This is a genomic window from Devosia sp. MC532, from assembly GCF_016461625.1.
GTDB lineage: Bacteria > Pseudomonadota > Alphaproteobacteria > Rhizobiales > Devosiaceae > Devosia.
The window spans coordinates 1-5,835 of the sequence record NZ_JAEMNZ010000024.1 but is presented as its reverse complement, the minus strand read 5'-3'; the positions used below and the strand labels follow the sequence as shown (position 1 = coordinate 5,835).

Annotated in this window: 5 protein-coding genes; 2 read left to right on the top strand and 3 right to left on the bottom strand. The window is 54.8% G+C overall.

The window, feature by feature from the left end:
* On the top strand, positions 1 to 154 hold a 154-nt coding region (locus tag JHC09_RS16750), incomplete at its 5' end, for an integrase core domain-containing protein (RefSeq protein ID WP_199532892.1).
* Positions 155 to 453: 299 nt separating this feature from the next.
* On the opposite strand, the gene JHC09_RS16745 is transcribed toward JHC09_RS16750, so the two are convergent.
* Genes JHC09_RS16745 through JHC09_RS16735 form a run of 3 tightly spaced genes read right to left on the bottom strand, consistent with a single transcriptional unit; the run spans position 454 to position 3,574 of the window.
* Positions 454 to 1,854 (bottom strand): polysaccharide biosynthesis C-terminal domain-containing protein, encoded by a 1,401-nt coding sequence (locus tag JHC09_RS16745; RefSeq protein WP_199532915.1) that lies wholly within the window; start codon positions 1,852 to 1,854, stop codon positions 454 to 456.
* A gap of 49 nt (positions 1,855 to 1,903) precedes the next feature.
* The gene (locus JHC09_RS16740; RefSeq protein WP_199532914.1) at positions 1,904 to 2,674 is read right to left on the bottom strand and encodes an FkbM family methyltransferase; all 771 of its coding nucleotides are present in this window, start codon (positions 2,672 to 2,674) and stop codon (positions 1,904 to 1,906) included.
* Between the two features lie 27 nt (positions 2,675 to 2,701).
* On the bottom strand, positions 2,702 to 3,574 hold the full coding sequence (locus tag JHC09_RS16735) for an FkbM family methyltransferase (protein ID WP_199532913.1): 873 nt from the start codon (positions 3,572 to 3,574) through the stop codon (positions 2,702 to 2,704).
* A 1,226-nt stretch (positions 3,575 to 4,800) separates the two neighbouring features.
* On the opposite strand from JHC09_RS16735, the gene JHC09_RS16730 reads away from it, so the two are divergent.
* Positions 4,801 to 5,835, top strand: a protein-coding gene (locus tag JHC09_RS16730; protein WP_199532912.1) for an IS3 family transposase whose coding sequence is annotated in 2 segments (ribosomal slippage) — positions 4,801 to 5,059 and positions 5,059 to 5,835 — 1,036 coding nt annotated over the 2 segments. Because the reading frame shifts where the segments join, the coding sequence is not laid out codon by codon here. This gene is flagged as partial in the annotation.

Below are 5,835 nucleotides of genomic sequence, written 5' to 3'. Positions count from 1 at the left end.
CCTGAACGCGCACTGGTTCCTGAGCCTTGACGACGCACGGGCAAAGATGGAGGAATGGCGTAAGGACTACAACGAGGTCCGCCCACACAGCGCCATCGGCAACAAACCGCCGATATCGCTCATGAATGTGTCAGGGGCATCCGGCCATCCCTGAACGCATGCCCCCGGAAAAGCCCCAGGCGGGTGGTCCAAGATCTGGGGGCACGTCAGCTACCCCGGGACATCCCCGGCCGGGTGGTCCAAAATCGGGTCCCACATCACAATAACTCAAGGACTAGCCGTAAAACCGGAGGGGACTTGGTGCTCAGGCCACACTTCATCGGCGAGGACGTATCCTGTCAGAACCACTTGATCTGGGTGCAGTGCTACTGTCGAGAAATTCCCTCATCTAGACACGGGTGAACGCTAGACCAACTCGCGGACTCTCTTTTGAAAACGAAGTGAAGTATAATATCATCGCAGGAGTACCAGTGGGAGTCCCGCGACCAAGCAGAGCAGAAGATTCACGAGTGCTGCTGCCAACCACCACAAACGTAGTTTCTTAAAGGTGCTTACCACGGCCAAGGCTCTGACGTTGCCGAAAAGAATAACTAGCATACTGGTTGTCAGGCCTATGACAATAGCAGCGACAAGTCCCCAGGGGCCAACGTCGCCAACGAGGGTGACGCCCATCACCACAGATAACGCCATAACGGTGTGGCTAAGAAAATTCCAACGCAAAATTCCAATGGCTTGGGCCGCGAAATAGATCGGAATGACGAAGATGTTGAGCGACCATCCAAGTGTCAGAGCTGCGGTGAGTGTAATCAGCTCGGTCGATAGGCGATCCAGTATAACGATGCTCACTATTGGCAAGGCCACAAGTGTGGCTATTGTCGCTCCAATGGAAGCGATGACAGCCAGTGTTGACGCCTTTTCCAGCACTTGACGGAATGCCGGGTCTTGCGGCCCTTTATACGAAGCGAAAGCCGGCACGATTGGTGTCAATGCGGCAATTATCAATCCACGTACCTGAAGCACGAGTCTAGAGGATAGTTCGTATAACGCCACAAGGCCTGGACCGCCTGCGTGATTGAAGGCAAATTTTGCAAGCGGTTCAAACATCAGGCCGATTAGTCCAATGGCGTTGAGTTTTATCGCATAGCCAGTTGTTTCGACGAAAACATCCAAACGCCAGCGGTAGGGGAACCAACCCAAAAGTGGGATGTATCGACGGAGAACGATCCATCCGAGCACGAGCATCACTGCCTGCTGTAAAAGCTGGGCCACCGCAAAGCCGACGACCCCTAATCTGGGCACAAAAAACCAACATGCCCCCAAGAAAATCAGAGAAGCCACGGATATGACGATGGCCCGCTGGTCAGCCCGCTGGGCGCCGTCAATGCCAGATGTCACGGCGATTGACAGTGCACCAAGAACTATGTTCATCGCCACGTATGGGATGAGAGTCTTTGCCTCGGCGAGATACTGTGGTTCAATAAACATCGGCAATAGCGGGGTGGCACCGATCCATATCGCCAATCCGACAATCGCATTCAGAAACAGGCTGGATAACAGCACCGTGTGCACGACGTCGCGCGAATTCTGAAGTCCCGTCTCACTTTTGGCAGAAGCCACGAAACGGGCAAGCGCGCCACCACCGCTGACATCGCCCACGCGTGCGAGGGCTGTACCGGCGAGAAGTAGCGACCACACGCCGAAGCGCTCTAGGCCAGCATGGGCAATTATGAGACGATAAGCCAGAAACATGCTGACCACGCCAACTACGCTTTGTCCTAGCGCAGCCAAGCCGTTGCGTGATAAGCTACCGGCTGAGAGCCTTCTCGAAAAGCTCCGCCACTTTGCAGTCATCATAAACACTACGCCCCGTCGACGGCAGAAGAAATATATACCCGTCTCTTCATCAAGCGTGGGTGTTCGACGTCGATTTGAAGCACACAATGTCGATCTGATTGAGTCTGTAAGTCTGCGGGTTGCGAAATCCTTGCCATATATCCCAAACTTCAAACCCTGCCTCGTAGACGGTCCCTAACACGTCCTGCGCCGAAGGCTCGCCTTCATAAAGGGGGATCAGAGACAATTCTGTCATCAGTCCGGACGCCGACGCAATCGCATTGGACGCGCCTGCGAGAACTAGCGTTTCGGCCCCTTGAACATCAAGCTTAATGAAACACTGCTCAACAACAATTCCCATTTCCTTCAGAAGGTCATCCAGGCGGGCGGTCTGCACTTGTATCGTACTCGCAAGACGGGTCGAGGGAGTTGATGCAACCATGTCTTGGCCTGGCACCCGCAATGAACTGGCCGTATCGGTGGCGGTGACATGGAACTGTGCGACGCCCGCTTGTGCGCTCAATGCTACACGCGGCGCTATGTCCCAATCCCGCCCACTCTTTGAGGCTGACCGGAGAAGCGTCGCGTGTGCATCGGGCAGTGCCTCAAAAGATACTATCTTCCCAGCATACCCTGCCTTGAATAACTCCTGCGCGAATTGTCCTCTATTTGCACCCACATCCAGAACAAGCTTGATGTCGAAAAGTTTTAGGAGCCCGGCAAGGCGAAGATCGTCGCGGAAGTTCTGAGTGTTGGGGCTGACTTCTAGGCCTGCCCTTCGTGCGAAATCCCGAAGTATAGTTTTCTGTTTTAAACTTAAACTATTCACGAGTGACTTCATTCTGCCGGATTTCCTTTTAATGTTGGGTCAAAACAAGGTTGTTCCTAAGTCGGGGTGGGCGTACCAGTAGTCGAAAGAAGATAGATGCGGAGCGATCTTTCGATAGCCGGCATTCCCCATCAACTCGTCGTATTTTTTCATACGGTGTCGGTCGTAATTGTGCTCGATTGTGAAGAAAGATACCTTTCTTCTGATCAAGTTTAAACCGCTCAAAACGGCAAGTTCTGAGCCTTCCGTGTCTATCGAGATGTAGTCAATTTCATCAGGCGCTTCATATGCGTCCAATAGGTCGTCAAGGCGAATTGTACCGACTTGGTACGAGGATACGATTTGTTTTCCACGGCGTGTTCGTTGACCAGCAATGCCGGATAATTCGCCGGTGGCATCATCCTGTTCGAATGTTAGAATTGTACCTGTTTCACTGCTCACAGCCCGTCGATCAAGGATCGCAGTGCGATCCTTGATGATGCTGTCATGAAACATCAAGGCTGGTTCCGCCAGAATGCCGTGCCAGCCCAGTTCCTTTTCTAGCAACCGGGTGTTAGAATAGGTAGTGCCGTCTCCCACACCGATTTCGACGAAATAGCCTCCCCGCTTATTTTTGTGAAGCAGGGCACACACCACATCCTGAAGCAGCTGTCCGTGCGACGCGGGAAATAGTGTGGCTATGTCATCGTCAATCGGCTCATTGGTTGAGGCACATAGTTTCGCAGCTTGGACAAAACGGTCAAAGATCTCCGAGTGAACGCCTGTCGCCTGCATTCGAGTGCGGTAGCCGCGCAAAAAATTGTCGTCGAGATGGACGGACTGCATGGCAAGGGATTGGTTCCCTGTGATCCGCCCCGCAACATATGCGGCTGGCGCTGCCAGCATTCCGAGAGCAGTGGTAATTCTGTGCAAACTGGTGGCTCCCATTTAGGTGTTTGATTCAGGTGGCAGATGCCACAGCTCCCGGATGATCGCTGTCGGTTGCCCCGAAAACACGATCGACGGATGCTTTTCTTGTCTGCAACGGTTTAGGCTCAATGTTGTAGACGTCTTAGAGGTTGGCAATGTTGTGGCCGTCGGATTGCTGCTGGTCCTCCCCCAGCCCCTTCCGATGACACCTGTGCGAATTTTCTGCGCAGCAGTCATGTGCGACATTCCTGCATTGACTTGGTCACCCGCAAGTGTGGGGTGCCATCGGGGAATTGCGCGACGGTGTAAGCTTTTTCCTTGGGCCGAAATTTCACGCAGACGCTCCAGACCTGGTTAGTTTCGTAATCGGGGGATGTTGCTCGCCCCATTATCTCTATTCACCGCTCCTCCCGAATTCACTTATGTGTCTAACTCTCTTAGCTGTCCACAATAAAGAGGGGTTACGTATTGTCGTCAGCTAGAATCGCGATGTATCGGTCATGAGCGATCGTCTCCAGTCGCCTTGGCCGAACAGCTTGTAGTCTCAGAGATTCTCCCGCTCTAAGGCGAAATGGCCACCTGCTCGCGAGTGGGCTTCCGTACAACAGCCGTCAATATCAATCAACGGTGTTGTGATCCGGCCTCGGCGTTGAGGAATTATGCTGGTAAACTTGAAATTTTGAAGAATTGTTCTGATTGATTATTTGGGTGTGATTTTAGTGGAGCGCCGGGTTGCGGGCGAAGACCTGCTCGGCATCAGGAGCGCGCCTTTGGCGTAACTTGATGCGGTTTTGCCGCAAGGCGAGAACTCGATTTGGTCATGGGTGACAACGCCATCCTCCATGACGCCAACGACCAAGGCTTGGCCGGTGCGCCGCAGTCATATAAAGCATTTGTTCTAGGGCATCTCGACTCCCCTCCATTCTCTTGGTTGGAGCAGTCACGGGGCAGTTCACAGCGCAGACGCGCAGGCGGTTGCGAGTCGACGTTCATCCCTCGATCGTCGGACAGCAGGGAGACCTCGCCGCATTCAGACGATGCTGCCAAAAATTTGACGGCCTTCGGGTTAGGATGTTTGGTTTCAGGAGGCCGGGGCACACAGGTAGTGGCGCGTTGCGATTTGGCGCCGATCTTTGATTTTAACGAGCCGATGTTCCGTAAGTTCGATTTGAGCTGCTGCCGGTTTTGAGGACACCGAGTTAAGGTGTTTTTGGAACTGGAGAGTTTTTATGGAGAGACGCAAGTTCAGCCGGGAGTTCAAGCTCGAGGCTGTCAGGCTGGTCAGGGATCGGGGTGTTGCAGTTGCACAGGCTGCCCGTGATCTAGACCTGCATGTGAACGTGTTGCGCAGATGGGTGCGCGAGCAGTCTGCCGATCCGCAGCAGGCGTTCCTCGGCCATGGGCAGATGAAGCCCGAGCAGCTCGAGATCGAGAAGCTGCGCCGTGAGGTCGCCAAGCTCAAGGCGGAGCGCGACATCCTAAAAAAAGCCGTGGCCTACTTCGCCAGGGACTCGATATGAGGTTCTCTTTCGTGGCGAAGCACCGAGGGATCTGGCCGGTCTCCTGGATCTGTGAGGCGCTCGGTGTGTCTCGCTCGGGCTTCCATGCCTGGCTCAACCGTTCGCCGAGTAGTAGATCTCAGTATGATGAGGTGCTCGTCGCCGGGATCCGTTCCAGCTTTGCCGGCAGCGATCGCACCTATGGCGCTCGCAGGGTCTGGCACGATGTGCTGGCCGAAGGTCTCGATGCGGGTCTGCATCGCATCGAGCGGCTGATGCGCAAAGAAGGTCTGCGGGCTCGTCCTCGCCGTCGTGGCCTGCCCAAGGATGCCGGTCAGCGCAATGCGGTCTCGCCCAACATCCTGGATCGGGCGTTCGTCGCCTCGGCACCGAACCAGAAGTGGATCGCCGACTTCACCTACATCTGGACGGCTCAGGGTTGGCTCTATGTGGCAGCCGTGGTCGACCTCTACTCACGGCGGGTGGTGGGTTGGTCAATGAGTTCGTCGATGGCCGCTCAACTGGTCACCGATGCGCTGATCATGGCCATCTGGCGTCGCGGCAAGCCCGACAGCTTGCTGCACCACTCCGACCAGGGCAGCCAATACACATCCGAGCAGTTCCAGCGGCTGATGGCTGATCACGGCATCACCTGCTCGATGAGCCGGTCTGGCAATGTCTGGGACAACGCGGCGATGGAGAGCTTCTTCTCATCGCTCAAGACCGAACGCACCGCTCGTAAGGTCTATCGCACCAGGGACGATG

Excerpts from the sequence above, each read along its gene's own strand:
- JHC09_RS16745 (WP_199532915.1), bottom strand. The coding sequence starts at position 1,854 with ATGATGACTGCAAAGTGGCGGAGCTTTTCGAGAAGGCTCTCAGCCGGT.
- JHC09_RS16740 (WP_199532914.1), bottom strand. The coding sequence starts at position 2,674 with ATGAAGTCACTCGTGAATAGTTTAAGTTTAAAACAGAAAACTATACTT.